The sequence below is a fragment of the Arthrobacter phoenicis genome (genome assembly GCF_047238215.1).
GTDB lineage: Bacteria > Actinomycetota > Actinomycetes > Actinomycetales > Micrococcaceae > Arthrobacter.
In genome coordinates, this window is record NZ_JBDFMK010000001.1 from 1,281,290 (window position 1) to 1,297,071 (window position 15,782).

The 15,782-nt window shown below is 69.4% G+C and carries 14 protein-coding genes; 8 read left to right on the plus strand and 6 right to left on the minus strand.

Annotated elements, in window-relative coordinates; translation table 11 throughout:
* The first annotated feature begins 47 nt into the window (after positions 1-47).
* Entirely contained in the window at positions 48-1,406 is a 1,359-nt protein-coding gene (locus ABC337_RS05870) for an aspartate kinase (protein WP_290256736.1), read from the plus strand.
* 68 nt (positions 1,407-1,474) lie between these two features.
* Here ABC337_RS05870 and ABC337_RS05875 read toward each other — a convergent pair whose 3' ends face one another.
* Together ABC337_RS05875 and ABC337_RS05880 are read right to left on the minus strand one after the other, a co-directional pair.
* The gene (locus tag ABC337_RS05875; protein ID WP_412884768.1) at positions 1,475-1,708 is read right to left on the minus strand and encodes a hypothetical protein; all 234 of its coding nucleotides are present in this window, start codon (positions 1,706-1,708) and stop codon (positions 1,475-1,477) included.
* Between the two features lie 139 nt (positions 1,709-1,847).
* Entirely contained in the window at positions 1,848-2,072 is a 225-nt protein-coding gene (locus ABC337_RS05880) for a hypothetical protein (protein WP_412884767.1), read from the minus strand.
* Positions 2,073-2,152: 80 nt separating this feature from the next.
* Here ABC337_RS05880 and ABC337_RS05885 point away from each other — a divergent pair, with 80 nt between their 5' ends.
* Genes ABC337_RS05885 through ABC337_RS05900 form a run of 4 tightly spaced genes read left to right on the plus strand, consistent with a single transcriptional unit; the run spans position 2,153 to position 4,586 of the window.
* Positions 2,153-2,614, plus strand: a complete 462-nt coding sequence (locus tag ABC337_RS05885) for a MarR family winged helix-turn-helix transcriptional regulator (protein ID WP_412884766.1) — start codon at positions 2,153-2,155, stop codon at positions 2,612-2,614.
* 28 nt (positions 2,615-2,642) lie between these two features.
* The gene (locus ABC337_RS05890) at positions 2,643-3,227 is read left to right on the plus strand and encodes a serine protease inhibitor (RefSeq protein WP_412884765.1); all 585 of its coding nucleotides are present in this window, start codon (positions 2,643-2,645) and stop codon (positions 3,225-3,227) included.
* Positions 3,220-4,179: a 3-methyladenine DNA glycosylase gene (locus ABC337_RS05895; RefSeq protein WP_412884980.1), complete on the plus strand. Its 960-nt coding sequence runs from the start codon at positions 3,220-3,222 to the stop codon at positions 4,177-4,179. Before ABC337_RS05890 ends, ABC337_RS05895 begins: the two co-directional genes overlap by 8 nt.
* Positions 4,176-4,586: a serine protease inhibitor gene (locus ABC337_RS05900; RefSeq protein ID WP_412884764.1), complete on the plus strand. Its 411-nt coding sequence runs from the start codon at positions 4,176-4,178 to the stop codon at positions 4,584-4,586. The genes ABC337_RS05895 and ABC337_RS05900 overlap by 4 nt, the downstream gene beginning before the upstream one ends.
* 144 nt (positions 4,587-4,730) lie before the next feature.
* Here ABC337_RS05900 and ABC337_RS05905 read toward each other — a convergent pair whose 3' ends face one another.
* Both ABC337_RS05905 and ABC337_RS05910 read right to left on the minus strand, forming a co-directional pair.
* Positions 4,731-7,958, minus strand: a complete 3,228-nt coding sequence (locus tag ABC337_RS05905; protein WP_412884763.1) for a S8 family serine peptidase — start codon at positions 7,956-7,958, stop codon at positions 4,731-4,733.
* A gap of 302 nt (positions 7,959-8,260) precedes the next feature.
* Positions 8,261-8,446 carry a hypothetical protein gene (locus ABC337_RS05910; protein ID WP_412884762.1) on the minus strand — a complete coding sequence of 62 codons (186 nt, stop codon included), beginning with the start codon at positions 8,444-8,446 and terminating at the stop codon, positions 8,261-8,263.
* Between the two features lie 346 nt (positions 8,447-8,792).
* Here ABC337_RS05910 and ABC337_RS05915 point away from each other — a divergent pair, with 346 nt between their 5' ends.
* Complete coding sequence (locus tag ABC337_RS05915; protein ID WP_290256743.1) at positions 8,793-8,966, plus strand: CsbD family protein; 174 nt, start codon at positions 8,793-8,795, stop codon at positions 8,964-8,966.
* A gap of 57 nt (positions 8,967-9,023) precedes the next feature.
* Here the strand turns inward: ABC337_RS05915 and ABC337_RS05920 are convergent, their stop codons facing one another.
* Entirely contained in the window at positions 9,024-9,962 is a 939-nt protein-coding gene (locus ABC337_RS05920; protein ID WP_412884761.1) for a GGDEF domain-containing response regulator, read from the minus strand.
* The gene (locus ABC337_RS05925) at positions 9,959-13,111 is read right to left on the minus strand and encodes a PAS domain S-box protein (RefSeq protein WP_412884760.1); all 3,153 of its coding nucleotides are present in this window, start codon (positions 13,109-13,111) and stop codon (positions 9,959-9,961) included. The genes ABC337_RS05920 and ABC337_RS05925 overlap by 4 nt, the downstream gene beginning before the upstream one ends.
* Positions 13,112-13,393: 282 nt before the next feature.
* Here ABC337_RS05925 and ABC337_RS05930 point away from each other — a divergent pair, with 282 nt between their 5' ends.
* Together ABC337_RS05930 and ABC337_RS05935 are read left to right on the plus strand one after the other, a co-directional pair.
* Positions 13,394-14,380 (plus strand): hypothetical protein, encoded by a 987-nt coding sequence (locus ABC337_RS05930; RefSeq protein ID WP_412884759.1) that lies wholly within the window; start codon positions 13,394-13,396, stop codon positions 14,378-14,380.
* 82 nt (positions 14,381-14,462) lie between these two features.
* Positions 14,463-15,725, plus strand: coding sequence for a chaplin family protein (locus ABC337_RS05935; protein WP_412884758.1), 1,263 nt, complete (start codon positions 14,463-14,465; stop codon positions 15,723-15,725).
* Positions 15,726-15,782: the final 57 nt, after the last annotated feature.

The window sequence follows — 15,782 nt, forward strand, 5'->3', positions numbered from 1 at the left end:
TTTGGCTGCTTCACCCAGAACCCCGATGATCCAGTGAGGGTGCGCGCATGAGTCTGCCCACTACCGAAGTCCACCCCGGACCGCAGCCGCAGGGGCTGCCGGTGATCCCGGGTGCCACCAAACACCTCGTCGTGAAGAAGTTCGGCGGTTCCTCGGTGGCCGATGCCGAGGGTATTAAGCGGGTCGCCCGCCGCGTCGTGGACGCGCACAACGCCGGCGACGAGGTCGTCGTCGTCGTCTCCGCCATGGGTGACACCACGGACGAACTCCTCGACCTGGCCGCCCAGGTGACCGACTCCGCTCCGGCCCGCGAGATGGACATGCTGCTCTCCGCGGGCGAACGCATCTCGATGGCGCTGCTGGCCATGGCGATCAACAAGTACGGCGCCTCCGCCCAGTCCTTCACCGGCTCGCAGGCGGGCATGATCACCGACGGCATCCACGGCAAGGCCCGGATCATCGACGTCGACCCGCACCGGATCCGCACCGCGCTGGACAAGGGTCACATCGCGATCGTCGCCGGCTTCCAGGGCATGAGCCGCACCACGAACGAGATCACCACCCTGGGGCGTGGAGGCTCGGACACGACGGCGGTGGCCCTGGCGGCCGCCCTCGACGCCGACGTCTGCGAGATCTTCACCGATGTTGACGGCATCTACACCGCCGACCCGCGTGTGGTCCCGTCCGCCCGGAAGATCGACAGCATCTCCAGCGAGGAAATGCTGGAACTCGCCGCGTCCGGGGCCAAAATCCTGCACCTGCGGTGCGTGGAGTACGCCCGCCGTTTCGGCGTCCCGCTGCACGTCCGCTCCTCATTCAGCCAGCACGAAGGCACCTGGGTGCTGCCCAGCGCCGACGACAAGATCACGATTCAAGAGGGAGTTGCCTTGGAGCAGCCAATCATCTCCGGCGTTGCACACGACCGTTCCGAGGCCAAGGTCACCGTCGTTGGCGTTCCGGATATCCCCGGCAAGGCGGCGGCGATCTTCCAGGTCATCGCGGATGCGCACTCGAACATCGACATGATCGTCCAGAACGTCTCCACCCACGGGACCGGCCGGACGGACATCTCCTTCACCCTGCCGATCGTCGAGGGCGCAGACGCCCTGGCCGCCCTGCGCGCCGCCCAGGCCGAAATCGGCTTCGAGAACATCGAATACAACGAGAAGATCGGCAAGCTCTCGCTGATCGGTGCGGGCATGCGCTCCCACCCGGGCGTCTCGGCACGGTTCTTCGCCGCCCTGTCCGAGGCCGGGATCAACATCAACATGATCTCGACCTCCGAGATCCGCATCTCCGTGGTCACCCACGCGGACCTGCTCGATGACGCCGTGCGGGCCATCCACAAGGCCTTCGACCTCGACAGCGAGGACGAGGCGACGGTCTACGGCGGCACCGGCCGCTAAGGCACGTCATGCGGTACACACGAAAGGGAGCGGCAGCCTGCCGCTCCCTTTCGCGTTAAAACAGCAAGTCAGACCTGTTCCTTGGGAAGGTCTTCGCGGCGGACGGCGTAGTGATGCCCCGCCGCATCCGTTTCGATCTCGAAGCCGGCGAGCTCCTGCTCGGAGGCGAGTTCGAAGTCGTCGTGCCGGTGCACCACCGGGGCGGCGTAATCTCCGCGTGAGGCCGGGCCGAAGACGAACCGCACCCAGGTGGACGGGTGCAGCCGGCTGCCGTGGGCGGCCCTGCGCAGTGCATGTGCCATGGTTTCCACCTCCTCCCCTGCTGACAGGATGAGCGGAAGGACGGCGCGTCGGCCTGGACGTCGTTTTCAGCGAGCGGGCCGGGGCCGCCGGTGCCTCAATTTTACGCCCGACGGCGGCAAATGAGCCCGAGCTACCCGCCTAGCGGAGCGACTTGTCCCCGGGGTCCCGCGGCACCACGTAGGTGCTGCCGTCCGGGCGGCGGATGGTCTCCCACTGCCGGGTCTCTGCCTCCCGCTGGGCCAACAGCCGGCGGTTCTGCTCGGTCATGTCGTGGCCCAGCGAGCCGCGGCTGGCGGGACCGAACACGGCCCGCAACTTCCCGGTCGCCCGCATGAAACGCTCGGCGGCGGATTCCTTCGCCATCACCACTCCTTCGCAACGGATATGCCACCAGTGTACGCTAATGATTAGTGCACTAATTATCCCGCGCCCCGAGGAGTTCCATGACCGACAGCGCCACCGCCACCCCCGACTTCATCGACGAGGACCTGCTGTTGGAACACCAGCTCTGCTTCGCCCTCACGGTCGCCTCGCGCAATGTGGTGGCCGCCTACAAACCCGTCCTGGACAAACTGCACCTCACCCACCCGCAATACCTGGTGATGTTGACCCTCTGGGAATCCAGCCCGCGCACCGTTCGCGAGATCAGCGACGCCCTGGACCTGGACCCGGCCACGGTGTCCCCGTTGCTGCGCCGGCTCGAGGCCGTGGGCTACGTGACCCGGGAACGTGCCGAAGGCAACGAACGCAGCCTTGCCGTAGGCCTCACCCCGGCCGGCGCGGCGCTCCGCCGGGACGCGACGGCGATTCCCGGCACCATGATGGCCCGGCTGGGACTGAGCCGGGACCAGGTGGCCGAACTCCATGCCGCCATGACCCGGCTGATCGCGGCCACCCGGCGATAGACTGGACACCAACCCGAGGAGGTCCGCCATGCGCAAACCCCTGATGCACGTGCTGCTGATCGCGGCCACGGCCACCGCCCTGGCCGCCTGTTCGCCGGGCGGCTCCGGCGGCCCCGGCCCGACTGTCTCGTCCCCCACCGGCTCCAGCTCCACCGGCACTTCCGCGGGCACCCCGACAGGCAGCTCCAGCGGCACCCCGTCCGCGGACGCCGAGACCACCGCGGCGGCACCGTCCCCCTCGGCCGCGGCACCCACGGCCGGGCCGGGCGCCGGCAACGCCGAGCTCTCCATCATGGTCAAGCCCGGCGGCAGCGGCCAGCCGGCCAACTACACCCTGGTCTGCCGCGACGGCGTCCCCGCGGCGGAAAGCCAGCACCCCTCCGCCGCTGCCGCCTGCGCCGCCCTGAAGGCCAACGCCGCCCTGCTCAGCCCGGCACCCCGGCCCACGGACAAGGCCTGCACCCAGCAGTACGGCGGCCCGCAGGAGGCCACGGTCACGGGCTCGGTGGACGACCGGCCGGTCGAAGCCACGTTCAGCCTGCGCGACGGCTGCGAAATCGCCCAGTGGAACGCCGCCAAAGACGTCCTGGGCTCGAGCGGCGGGGCTGGCTAAACTGCAGCACCTGACAGAAGACCAGTGGACCCGGCGGGAGGCCGCCCACCAGGAACGCGTCCGGACCTACGCCGACCCCTACCTGGCACGGCGGTCGGCCGGCCGCAAGCACCCGGTGGAGGACTTCCTCTTCACCTACTACACCCAGAAACCCGGGCAGCTGTTGCGCTGGCACCCGGGCGCCGGCGTCGTACTCTCAGGCCCGGCCGCCACCGCGCGCGCTGACTGGAAGTACTACCGCGAGGCCGACGACGCCGAACGCGGCACCGCGGGCGTGCCCGACGGCGTCCCGGCATTGACCGTCGACGCCGAGCGCTTCCTGGCCGAACGGCGCGAGGCGGTGCAGTTCGCCGGGATCATCCTGGCCGGCACAGCGGCCCGGCCCGCACAGTTCGGCTGCTTCGGCCTGCACGAGTGGGCCATGGTCTACCGGCAGGACAAGTTTGCGCTCCGCCACGAATACCTCACCCTGCGGCTGGGCTCCGCGGGCACGGACCAGGTGGTGGAGGAAAACCGCATCCGCTGCTCGCACTTTGACGCCTTCCGGTTCTACACCCCGGACGCCGTGCCGCTGAACAGCCTCGCCCCGAGCCGGGAAAACCAGCGGGACCTCGAACAGCCCGGCTGCCTGCACGCCAACATGGACCTCTACAAGTGGGCCTACAAGCTGGCGCCCGTGCTGCCGAGCGAACTGGTAATGGACTGCTTCGAACTCTCCTGGCAGATCCGGGCCATGGACATGCAAGCCTCCCCCTACGACCTCAGCGAGTGGGGCTACCCGCCCATCAGGATCGAAACCGCCGGCGGCAAGGCCGACTATGTGGACCGGCAGCGCGGCTTCGCGGACGCCGCCCAGGAGTTGCGGGGCCGTCTGCTGCAGGAACTCGACCCGCTCCTCACGGCCGCCGCCCGCCAACAGCCCCGCACCGCAGCCCAGGAAGGAACGCCATGACCGCCACCAATGGCGCCGGCGAGCCGGCAGCTTCACCCCGGGACCAGACTCAAAATCCCGAGGTGGACCTCACCATCACGCTGACCGAGGCGCCGGGCGGCCCGGAGTACGTGTTCCGGCTGGTCGCGGACGGCCAGGAGCCCGGCCCGGAGTCCACGCTCCCCGACTCCGCCGCCGCGCTGGCGGCCGTCCGGCAGCACGGCGAGGCCATCTTCTTCCCCGTGCCCGGGCCGCCGAAGCTCTGCACCCAGCAGTACGGCGGCCCGCAGGTCGCGGTGGTCACCGGCACGTACCGGGGCCGCGGCGTCGAGTCCCGCTTCAGCCGGACTGACGGCTGCGAGATCTCCCGGTGGAAGTCCATGGCCCCGCTCCTCGGGGGAACGGCCGGTTCCACCGGCGCGGTCTAGGCGCCGCAGCGGCGGCCCACGGCGCCTAGCCCCCGGCCCGCGGCCCTGGGTCCCCACGCGCCAGGGCATACAGAACGAAGAACACAGCAGTGGCCGGCGGTAAGACCGCCGGCCACTGCTGTGTTCAGGTGTTACGCGCTACCGCTAAATAGCGTTGTTCGGGCTGTCCGGATCCTGCGGGACCACCTTGGCCTGTTCCTTCTTGACCTGGGCGCCCTTCTCCAGCTGGGCCGCGTCGCCGGTGCCCGCCTCGTCACCCGGGCCGGTGTTGCTGGCCTGGTCCTCGGCGGTGGGGGCCACGGCGGTGGTGCCGTCGGGGTTCACCATGACGGTGACGAAGGTCGGGTCGCTGGAACCTTCGAAGGTGATCCGGCCGATGTACGAACCGGCCGCGAGGCCCTTCCAGTTCAGTGTGACCTTGCCGGCCTTGCCGTTGGTCAGCTTCAGCGGGTTCGGCGAGACCGAGGCGTTGCCCACGTTGGCGCCGAGCACCGCCGCCTCAACCGAAGCCTTGGTGGCCTTGCCGCCCGGGCTGGCGTACAGGTTCGCGTAGATCGTGTACTTACCGGCGGCGGGGTTGGGGATGGAGAGGGTCTCGCTCGATGACGAGGTGGCAACCTGCTCCACGCCGCGCGGGGTGACCACGTACATGTCGAAGTCGGCGCCGGGATCGGAGGAGATCACGGAGAACTTCGCCAGCGGGACGCCGGCCGGGACCTGGACGGTCTTGATGTAGGTCGAGGCGTCGGCCGTAGCGGTGAACGGACCCGGGACCAGTGAGATGGCGGTGGCGTCGGCCTTGGAGAGGCCGTCCAGCGTCATGTTGGTGGGGTTGTTCGTGCCGGAGACCACCTTGATGTCACCGGAGCCGGTGCCCTGGTTGGTGGTCAGGGTGACGTCCTTCGGGGCCACCACGGACTGCGGGCGGACCGAGATCGGCGAGGTGACGGTCTTGCCGGCACCCTGCCAGGACAGCGAGCCCATGGCGAACTGGCCCAGCGGGGCACCCTGGTTTTCGAAGGTGACCTTGAAGGTGCGCTGTTCGCCGGCGGCCTTGAAGTTCAGCGCCGCCGGGGCCACGCTGACCTTGATGCCGGGGACGTTGACGCTGGCCTTGTAGACACCCGGAGTCAGGGCGGTCACCGTGCGGGTGACCTCGATCTTCCCGGTGAGGTTGCCCAGGGCGAAGGACGGGACGTTCATGTCACGCGCCTTGGTGCTGGACTTCAGGCCCAGGTCCACGCCGGTGCCCTGGATGAACTTCAGGTAGTCCTGGGTGTTCGCGTCGTACACCAGGCCCGGGTCGACCATGCGGGCCGGGTCCACCTCGCCCGCGCCGGTGGCGAAGACGTCGGTGTTCTTGGTGCCGTCGGCGAGCTTGACGTCGGAGGTGGTGGTCATCATGGCGGACTTCACCGCGGCCGGGGACCAGGTGGGGTTCTTGCCCAGCAGCAGCGCGCCGAAGCCGGCCACGTGCGGGGAAGCCATCGAGGTACCAGACATGAAGCCGAACTTCGCGCCGTTCTCAGCGATCGGGGAAACACCGGCCAGGACAGCCACGCCGGGGGCGGTGACATCAGGCTTCAGCAGGTCCGAATCCGTGGCCAGCAGCGGTCCGCGGGAGGAGAACCCGGCGATCTGCGGCTGGGCCTCCAGGGGAAGGCCGGTGGTGTCCTTGTTGACCAGGGAGACCTTGATACCCGGGTTGGCCGCGACCTTGTCCTTGATGGTCTGGGTGGCCGGCGGGTTCACGTGCACGGTGGGCACCGCGTGCTGGTCCGCGTCCAGGGAGGAGTTGGTGAGGTTGACGAGGATCATGCCGACTCCGCCGCCGCGCTTAACCTCGGCACTCTTGGCGACGCGGTCGAAGACGCCGCGGTCACACACGACAACCTTCCCGGCAACCTTGGCCGGGTCTAGGGTGTCCGGGCCGCACAGCGCCGCGTTTGCGTCACCGGCTTTGGCGGCCGCGGTTGCTGCCAGCACGACACCGGCGTCCTTGACCTCGCCGTTCATGATGCTGGCGCCACGGAACTTGCTGCCGTCGGCGAACTCAATGGTGCCCTGCAGTTCCTGCGAGAAGCTGCTGGCCGCCACGGTGGTCACCCAGGGGGCGCCGTGGTTGACGGTACTGGCGGTGGGGCCGGAGTTGCCGGCGGAGGCGGCGACGAAGATGCCGCTGGCCGACGCGTTCAGGAACGCGATGGAGACCGGGTCGATGACGGACGTCGCGGAACCGGAGATGGAGTAGTTCAGGACGTCGACGCCGTCCTCGATGGCCTGCTCGACGGCGGCGACGGATGAGGAACTGTAGCAGCCGCCGGTGTTGGGATCGGTGTCTTCCCAGCAGACCTTGTAGATGGAGAGCTTGGCAGCCGGGGCGATGCCGCTGGTCAGGCCGAAGCTGCGGCCGTCCACGAAGGATTCGACGTTGGCGTTGCCGGCCGCGGTGCTGGCGGTGTGGGTGCCGTGGCTGGCCACGTCCACCGGGGAGAGCTGCTCCAGCGGCGAGCGGTCACCCGGGGCCACGTAGTTAAGGAAGTCGTCGGCGAAGTAGTGCGCGCCGAGGACCTTGGAGTTGCAGGCGGTGCCATCGAAGGACGCACCGGAGTCAACACCCTTCTGGCAGTCGCTGGTGAACGTCTCGCCGTCGGCCTTGAGCATGGCAATCTTGCCATCCGCCGCGCGGTACGGGACGCCGACCACGGGGGCGCCGGAGAGCGGCTTGACCGGGTCGCCGGCAAAGAAGGCACTGTCCGGGGTGTAGCCGGTGTCGATGACGCCGACGACGACGCCCTTGCCGGCGCCGTCCTGGCCACCGAAGGTGGTGTTCCAGGTGCCGTTGGGGCCACTGAGCTTGAGGAAGTCGGTGGTGGAGTAGTCCGGGGCGTTCTCCGTGTCCGGAGCCACCGCCAGGACGCTGGGGTCCTTGGCGAGCTTGATCGCCTGGTCCGTGGTCAGCTTGGCGCTGAAGCCGTTGACCGCCGCCGAGAACTGGCGGCCCATCTTGACGTTCTGCTTGCCTGCGACCTCGGCCTGCTTCTGCTCGAGGTGCGCGCGGTAGTTCTTGACCTCGCCCTTGCTGGGGTCAAGCTTCTTGCCCGGTGCGGGTTTGGTGGCCGGCAGGCCGGGGGTGGAACCCTCGTAGCTGGCCGCCGGCTGCTCGGCCAGCATGACGATGTAGCGGCCGTCCGGGTAGTTCGCCGGGTCCAGATTCTTCTGGGCGACGCCGGCGACGGTGGCGCCTTGTGCCGGTGCCGCGGTAGCGGGCGCGATGGCAACAGTTGAGAGGAGAACCGGCAAGCCCAGGGTCAGTGCCGCGGCCCTCCGGAGTCCCCCGCTTCGAAGGAAGCTCTTTCCTGGTGATTTCACGAGTGTTTTGAACCTTTCAGAAGGAACGGTCCCGGCGCGGTGGCCGGGGACTGTGGTCTGGAACGGGCGCTGGAGCAACTCTGGTCTCATGCGGCCCGGCGGATACCAGCCGTTTCACACAGTACAGACTGAGAGCCGCATATGACATAGACCACAGGTAACGAATTAACTTTGGTCAAACGATTCGACAATTCTTGTCGCGGTCGGGGCGCACGGAAGCCGGGCGGTCTGTGACCGTCCGGCTTCCGGTATTCGCAGTGTCTTTTGCCCTCCGCGGAGGGTCTTGGGGGTGGTCCGATCCGCTACTGGCGGGGAGTCCGCACAACCTCGCTGATCCAGGCCCTGGTTTTCTCATCCAGCGGCCCGGCAACATTCGTCTCGCGGGCGGCCCGGTCGGCCAGGACCTTCTGCAGGACCATCCGGCCGAGGCCTGCAAAGACGGCGGCGGCGACCACGGGAAGGACCACGGACCTGGGTTTCTGAGCCATGCGTTCATCCTACTGATCCGGTCCGCACAAAAAAATCCCCTCAGGGCCGTGACGATTCCGAACGGCGTGCGTCTTTATCTATGTAGAGCGATTCACTCCGGCGCTCTCCCGACCACGGAAGAGAGAACCATGCGCAACAAGATCATTGCAGCAGTTGTCACGGCGCTGGCCGGCTGGCTCAGGGGACGGCTGGGCCGCCGCGGGGGCACACAGCCCCCTGCGCGCCGCTAGGCCGCTGATCAGGGCAGCACAGGCCGCCGAAGAGTTCTGCACCCAGAATTCCCCCCGCCCGGGGTGAATGCACAGAAGTACGTAACCGCAGCAACGAACAAGGAAGGTGTACATCATGGGTATCGGAGACAAGATCCAGAACGCCGCTGAATCCGCAGGCGGAAAGCTGAAGGAAACAGTTGGCAAGGCCACCCACAACGAAGAGCTCGAGGCCGAGGGCCAGGCTGACCAGGCCAAGGCCTCGGTGAAGAAGGCCGGCGAAAACGTCAAGGACGCGTTCAAAGGCTAATCAGCGCACCACTGCAAAAACCGGGAGGCGTCCTTGGGGGACGCCTCCCGGTTTTTGTTATGCCTGGTCCGTGACGGCTTCCCGCGGCGCCCCGGCCAGCGCGACGGTGTTCCGGCCCTTGGCCTTCGCCGCGTAGAGGGCGGCGTCCGCATCCGCAAGGATCCGGGCACCGCCGTCGTTGTTTGTATGTCCGCTGCCGGCGATGCCGATGCTGATGGTCAGTCCGCCGGACGGGTCGCCCGCGTGGACGATCCCCAGCTCCTGGACTGCCCGCCGGACCCGTTCCATCACCACGGCCGCCGCGGCGGGCGACTGGTAGGGCAGCAGGACCACGAATTCCTCACCGCCGTACCGGTACGCGCCGTCGCTCTGCCGCGCATGCCCGGCCAGCGCCGCACCGACGGCGGCGAGCGCGGCGTCGCCCGCCGGGTGTCCGTACAGGTCGTTGTAACTCTTGAAATTGTCGACGTCGCAGAGGGCCAGGCAGTACTCCTCGCCGTACCGTTCGGCCCGACTCTCCAGCCGCTCCAGGTCCTCGGTGAGCTTGAGCCTGTTGTGCAGCCCGGTCAGCGCGTCGGTCCGCGCCTGGGCCGCGAGGGCGTTGCGGTATCCGGCGAGTTCAGCGTGCAGGGAGGTCACCCGGTCCGCGGCAAGCAGCCGCGTGTGCAGGGTGAACGGGTCCAGCGGCTTGGTGACGTAGTCGTCCGCGCCGGCTGCCATCCCGGCCAGCACGTCGTCGCGGTCCCCGCGGGACGTCAGCAGCACCACGTAGGTGTAGGAGTCGCGTTCCGAGTCGCGGATGGCCCGGCACAAGCTGAGCCCGTCGAGCCCGGGCATGTTCCGGTCCGTGACCACCACGTGGGGTCGGTGCCTCTGGTAGAGCGCCCAGGCGGTGTCGCCGTCGGGGGCGGTGATGCACTCATGCCCGGCCTGCTCGACGGCCGCGGCGGCCACCATCAAGGAACCCCTGTCGTCGTCGACCACCAGGACCTTCACGCTTCACCTGCCAGGGCACGCCGGAGGGCGGCGTCCACCCGGTCGAGTTCGGCACCGAGGCGGTCCAGGAGCTCCAGCCCCTCCGTTCCGCCCCCGGTGGCCTCGAGTTCCGCGCACAGCGATGCCGCCGCGGCGGCGCCGATGTTCCCGGCGGAGCCGCGGAGCTTGTGGGCCGCGTTCCTGACGGCAGTGCGGTCCGGTGTGGTGGTCATGGCGTGGCGGAGTTCCTTCAGGGTTGAGGGGACGTCGTCGAGGAAGGCTTCGGCGGCGGCCGGGAGGAGCCCGAGGCCGTCCTGGGGCCCCAGCTGGCGAAGCACGGTCAACCGGGCCTCGTCCAGGGCGGGCGATGCTGCAGGGTCCGGCGCTGCCGGTTCCGGCATCGCCGGACCGGGCGGTTCGGCGTCCGACGGCGGCGGCGCCACCCAGCGCTCCAGCGCCGCCTCCAGGGCGGCCAGGTCCACGGGTTTCGTGAGGAAATCGTCCATCCCGGCGGCGAGGCAGCGTTCGCGGTCCTCGTCCATGGCACCCGCCGTCATCGCGATGATCGGCAGGCCGTCAGCTTCCCCGGCGCCCCGGATGGTCCGGGTCGCCGCGTAGCCGTCCATCACCGGCATGTGGCAGTCCATGAGCACCGCCGCGTAGGAGCCGGCCGCCACGGCAGCCACCGCTTCCCTGCCGTCGGAGACCACCTCCACGTCATAGCCGAGCTTGCCCACCATTTCCCGGGCCACGAGCTGGTTGACGGTGTTGTCCTCGACCACCAGCACCCGGCCGCGGGCGGCCTTGCCTGCCGGCTCCGGCACCGGGGAGGGCCGTTCGGGCACCCGGGGTCCGCTTCCGGCGCGCAGCCGGACCAGCCGGTTGTAAAACTCCGAGCTCCGCACCGGTTTGGTCAGCCACTCGCCGACGCCTGCCGCGGCGAGGTCGGCCGGGTCCACCTGGGGGTCGGAGGAGAGCATGATCATGGACGTGCCGGAGAGGACGGGATCGGCGGTGATCATCCGGGCCAGGTCGAGCCCGCTGACCTCCGGCATGCACAGGTCGAGGACGACGACGTCGAAGGGCGTCCCGGCGCTGCGGGCCTCTGCGCACCTGTCAAGGGCGTCGCGGGCGCCGCCGACGGAGTCCGGCGCCATCTTCCAGGACCGGAGCTGGGACTCCAGCACCAGCCTGTTGGTGGCGTTGTCGTCGACGACCAGCACCCGCAGCCCCGCGAGTGTGGCACCCGCGGACAGACCGTCGCCGCCGTCGTCGTCCGCCTGTTCCAAGGGGATCTCAAACCAGAACGTGCTGCCCTCCCCCGGGACACTGTCCAGCCCGATCTCTCCCTCCATGGCCTCGGTGAGGCGGCGGGAGATCGCCAGGCCCAGGCCCGTCCCGCCGTACCGGCGGGTGGTGGAGGAGTCCGCCTGGGAAAACGATTCGAAGAGCCGGTCATGGTCCTCCGGCGTGACCCCGATCCCCGTGTCGCGGACCTCGAACCTGACCAGGCACCGGCCGCCGTCGCATTTCCCGGTGGTTTCCGCGTGGATGGACACCTCGCCGGCGGAAGTGAATTTCACGGCGTTTGAGGCGAGGTTCAGCAGGATCTGCCGGATCCGGCCCCGATCGCCGGAGAGGCGGGCGGGCAGTTCCGGCTGGCAGTAGGCGATGAGTTCCAGGCCCTTGCCGCGGGCGGCCTCGCTTAGCAGCCCGGCGACCTCCTCGACCAGGCCCCGCGGGTCGAAGGAGCCGACGTCGAGTTCGACCTTCCCGGCCTCCAGCTTGGAGAAATCCAGGATGTCGTTGATGAGGGCCAGGAGGGACTCGCCGGCGCCGCGGACCCCCTCGGCGTAGCGCCGCTGGGTCTCATCCAGCGGCGTGTCCAGCAGGAGGGCGGTCAGTCCGATCACCCCGTTCATGGGCGTGCGGATTTCATGGCTCATGGTGGCGAGGAATTCCGATTTCAGCCGGCTCGATTCCAGGGCCGCCTCCCGGGCGGCCAGGAGTTCCGCGGCGGCATGCCGCTGGCTGGTGATGTCGCGGACGATCTTGGCCACGCCGGTGACGGCGCCGCCCTCGGTGCGGATCGGCGAGATGGTCACCGATACCGGGACGATGCTGCCGTCCTTGCGCACCCGCTCGGCCTCGAAGCTCTTCGGGGTGCCGAACCGGCGGACCCCGGCCAGCATTTCCTCCTCCTCCGCGCGCAACGGCTCCGGGATCAGGAACCGCGCGTTGCGGCCGGATGCTTCCTCGGCGGTGTAGCCATAAAGCTTTTCGGCGCCCGCGTTCCAGCTGGTGATGACGCCGTCGGGGGTCATGCCCACGATGGCGTCCGCCGAGGAGTTCACGATCGCGCCCAGTCCCTTGAGCTGGGTGATCGCCGCCCGGGCCTGATCCTCGGCCCGGCGCCGGGCCGTGACGTCCCGGAAGCTCCAGACACGCCCGACAATCTCGGACCCCACCCGCTGGGGACGGGAGTAGCGTTCGAAGGTCCGCCCGTCCTTGAAGTCCAGGATGTCGAGGCTCTCAGCGCCGGGATCGGAATAGAGCTCCTGCACCTTGTCCAGGAAGCTGCCGGGGTCCGAGAGCTGGTTCAGGACGAATGCCATGACCTGGCCGTCGTCGTGGGAGTTCAGCAGCTCCGGCGGGATGCCCCAGAGTTTTCCGAACTGTTCGTTCAGCCCCGCGATGGTCCCGTCCGAGGTGACCACCAGGACCCCGTCCGCCGTCGACTCCAGGGTCGCGGCCAGCAGCGAGAGGGTATCGCGGAGCTGGTTTTCGGTCTGGCGCCGCTCGCTGACATCGCGGACGTTGACGATCACGTCGGGGGCCGGGCCGCTTCCCAGATGGGCCGCGCTGACCTCGATCGGGAACTCGGTGCCGCCCCGGTGAAGACCGGAAACGGCCTGCCCGGGACCCAGGCGGCAGATGTCGCCGGCGCCGGACAGCCCGGCGATGGCGCCCGCCAGCTCATCCCGGAAGCGCTTGGGCAGCAGCACGCCGAAATGTGAGCCCAGCAGTTCCTCCCGCGGGTAGCCGAAGAGCCGTTCCGCTTCGGCGTTCATGAAGCCGAGGACTCCCGCGCCGTCGATCCTCAGGACGGCTTCCGGCGAGCCCTCCACCAAGGCGCGGTAAGCGTCTCCGGCGCCTTCCACTTCGGCCATTCCCGTCCCATCAATCGCTTCAGTCCCACCGGCCCCATAGCCGCATCAGCCAAAGATATCCCGCCCCGCACACCGCGCCCGTAGTATCTCGTTCGGCGCGCGGGCGCGGTTCCCGCGGGCTACCCCACTCCGCCGCCGACGCTCGGCCCGGTGACGGCCCGGCCCGCTGCCGTAATTCATCCAATCGAAGGATTTTTTACAGGAATCTCTGGAAATTACTTCTTCACCATCCGTATGCTGGGTTCACTTGCATATCGCTACTCCGTGGGGGAGGTGTTTGAGATGGAAAGTTCACGGCCCTTGTGGCGCGTGGTCCGGCCTGTGCTTCTCGCGGCCGCCGCCGCGACCTCGTGGCTTGCCATCTCGGCCACGGCAGCCTCTGCCGACTCCCCCACCGACCGCGGGCCGCTCGCCGGGCAGGTCCTGTCCACCGTGACGGCGATCGCCGCTCCCGATGCGGCCGTCGACCTCCCGCTGGCTTCCCGCCCCGACGGTGATGCTCCCGCACCGGGGCTCCTCTCCGTGGTGCCGAAGCTGCAGCCGTTGGCCGGAGCGGTGACGTCCCGGGCTGATGCCCTGGTGGCAGCGGTCCCGGTGGCCGACGTTCCGGTGGTCGGTTCGGCCCTGACGCTCCCACCGCTGACCCCGGTCACAGACCCCGTCCTGGGCCTCGCGGACGACGCCGTGTCCGCCGTCGCGGTCTCCGCCGACTCTGCCGTCGCTTCCGTCGTCGACGGCGTGGGTCCGGTCCTCGGCGCCCTGACCGGGCCGGTTGCCGCCGTCGTCACGCCTCCAGCGCTGCCCGCCGTCCCGTCGGAACTGCCGGAAGTCCCATCGGAGCTGCCCGGCGGGGCGGCAGCGGCGGCACCCCTCGCCCCTCCGGCCGCAGCCGTTACGGGCAGCACCCGGGCCCCCTCTGCGGGCATCGAGCCTGCCCCTGCTGCGGCGGCCGCAGCCCGAGGCGCCGTCACGGCGGCGGCCTCCTCGGTACCCTGCGGGCAGACAGCAGCGCTGAACCCCGCTGAAACCCCGATGATGTCCCTCGCCGATGATCCGGCTGATGAGCGGGCGCCGGCCGTTCCGGACCCCGCACCGGGCGTTCCCGGCAGCGGCTCGGGATCGGGGGCACCCTGCGGCGGCAACGCCAATCCTGCCTGGCTCTCCAGCTTCCGCCTGCACCTCGCGGGCACCCTCAACATTCCGGCGCGGGGAGACCTGCTCGCGCCGCCCTCCCCGGTGTCCTTTGGCCCGGGTTCGTCTCCTGACTAGTTGAGCTCTGCCGCGCCCAGGCGCGGCCACGGCATCCACGGCCCCAGCGGCCGCTCAACCACTCTTTCCAGGAGACTTTGTCATGCATCAAAACCTTCGCCGAGGCATGCTCGGCACCCTCTTCGCCGGCGGCCTGCTGGCCCTCGGAAGCACGGCGGCTTCAGCGGCCGACACGACCACCACCGGCTCGGACGGGATCCTTTCCGGTACCCAGGTCACCGCGCCGATCTCGATTCCGGTCAACCTCGGGGCGACGTCCCTGGGGCTGCTGGGCGACTCCACCGCCACAACCGGTGGGACCACCGGGACCGCACCTGCGGCGCCCACCGGATCCACGTCCACCACCGGAACCACCTCCACCACCGGGGCGGACGGAATCCTCTCCGGCACCCAAATCACCGCACCGGTCACCGCCCCGATCAACCTTGGCGCCACCTCAGTGGGCGCACTGGGTGACTCCACCGCCACCTCCGGAGGGACCACCACCGGTACCGCACCGGCCGCACCCACCGGATCCACCGCTACCACCGGCGGGCCCACCGGGACCGCACCTGCGGCGCAGGCCGGATCCACGTCCACCACCGGGGCGGACGGGATCCTCTCCGGCACCCAGATCACCGCACCAGTGACGGTCCCGATCAACCTCGGCGCCACCTCCGTCGGAGCCTGGGGCGACTCCACCGCCACCACCGGCGGCGGGACCACCACCGGTACCGCACCGGCCTCGCCCCAGGCTCCCTCGGCTGCGGGCCCGACAACCACCGGGACGGACGGAATCCTCTCCGGCACCCAGGTCACCGCCCCCATCAGCGCACCGATCAACCTCGGCGCCACCTCGGTCGGCACCTTGGGTGACTCAACCGCCACCGCCGGCGGCTCCAGCAGCACGGGTCAGGCGGCAGCAGGCCCCTTATCGGGTCCTGCCACGACGGGCGCCGGCGGCATTCTCTCCGGAACCCAGATCACCGCGCCCATCAGCGCACCGATCTCGCTCGGCGCCACCTCGGTGGGCGTGGGTGGCGGCTCTGCGGCCACGACGGGCAACCCGCCCACCGCCACCCCGCCGGTCGTGACTCCCCCGGTGGTTACCCCGCCGGTCGTGACCGCGCCAGTGGTAAATCTCCCGGCGGCGGAGACGCCCGCCGCCGTCCAGCCCGGAAACCAGGGCGCCACCGGCACCTCGCAGGGAACCGTGTCCGCCGCTTCGGCGCCGTCAGGCATCCCCGCCGGGGCCTCGACGCTCGCCTACACGGGGACCAACGCCGACGCCCTATGGCTCGCGGGCCTGTTCCTCGGGGCGGGGCTGCTGATGTTGCTCGGTGTGCGGCTCAAGCGGTCGGCGTAAGCAACGTCGCTCGTAAAGGACCAACCAGTAAAGGACTAACCGTCCCGTGAGCTGTCC